Here is a 1335-nt window from a genome sequence, read left to right as displayed (position 1 = left end):
AAGGCGGGGCGTGTCCGAATTTTTGTGTAAACGGGTTTCAGGTTAAAGCTGGGCGATGCGTTCGCCGAACTCGATGGTAAAGCGATTCAGGGCGGCTTTCCAATCCCGGATCGGCATCGTCCATTTCTGGCTGATGTTTCTAAGTGCCAGATAGAATAATTTCAGTAGCGCCTCGTCGCTCGGGAATGAACCCCGATTCTTGGTCAACTTGCGCAGGCTCATGTTTACCGATTCGATGGCATTGGTCGTGTAGATGACCTTCCTGATCTCCGGCGGGTAGTCGAAGAATGGGATCAATCTCGGCCAGTTGCGCCGCCAGGATTGCCCAATCGGCAGATATTCATCGTCCCATTTCGCTTCGAACTCGCCCAACCGCAGTTCTGCCTCTTCGGCGGTGGCGGACTGGTAAATCTGCTTCAGATCTGCTGCCACTTCCGGCCGGCGCTTCCACGACACATAGTTCAGGCTGTGCCGCACCATATGCACGATACACAGCTGTACCGTGGTTTTCGGGAAGACCGCCTCAATAGCCTCAGGGAAGCCTTTCAGTCCATCGACGCAGGCAATGAAAATGTCTTGCACACCACGATTTCTGAGTTCGGTGACAACCTGCAGCCAGAACTTGGCACCCTCAGTCTGCGACAGCCAAAGGCCCAACACTTCCTTCTCGCCAGTCATGGTCACGCCGATGGCCAGATAAACCGCTTTGACCCGTACCGCACCTTCGCGGATTTTGACGTGGATGCAGTCAAGATAAACGATCGGGTAGATTGGATCGAGCGGACGGGCTTGCCAGGTTTTGACCTCCTCGGCCACCGCATCGGTGACGGACGAGATCAGGCTGGGCGAGACTTCCGCACCGTAGATTTCTTCCAGATGGCTCTGGATCTCGCGCACCGTCATGCCGCGTGCATAAAGCGAGAGAATCTTCTCGTCGAAGCCCGCCCAGCGGGTCTGGTGCTTGGGGATGATCTGCGGTTCAAAGGTGCTGTGACGATCGCGCGGCACCTCAATCGGCAACTCGCCGAAATCGCCCTTCAGCGTCTTTTTGCTCTTGCCATTGCGGGTGTTGCCCGTGGCATTGGCAACTGGCTCGTGCTTGTCGTGACCCAGATGCTGGGCCATCTCGGCATCGAGAGCCTTTTCGACCAGCAGCTTGGTCAGTTGCTTGAGTAGGCCGTTTTCGCCAATCAAGTCTTCGGGTTTCTGATAGTTGCCGAGCAACTGGGTGACGAGTTCATCAGGGATGCTGTGTTTCTTGGTAGACATGTGGACTCCGGACAATGCGGCAGTTTCCTGCCAAAGGTCCGTTTACACAAAATTCTGCACAGGCCC

At 55.7% G+C, this 1335-nt stretch carries 1 protein-coding gene; it reads right to left on the bottom strand.

All coding sequences use genetic code 11. The features are described from left to right. Positions 1-42 precede the first annotated feature (42 nt). A complete protein-coding gene (locus AC0KVQ_RS16415) occupies positions 43-1269 on the bottom strand; it encodes an IS256 family transposase (RefSeq protein WP_473422272.1) in 1227 nt (408 codons plus the stop codon). Between the last annotated feature and the right edge of the window lie 66 nt (positions 1270-1335).

Source organism: Formivibrio sp. oc-25, assembly GCF_055810895.1.
The sequence above is the reverse complement of the archived record's forward strand: the minus strand, read 5'-3'. Positions and strand labels throughout refer to the sequence as shown.

Excerpts from the sequence above, each read along its gene's own strand:
- AC0KVQ_RS16415 (WP_473422272.1), bottom strand. The coding sequence starts at position 1,269 with ATGTCTACCAAGAAACACAGCATCCCTGATGAACTCGTCACCCAGTTG.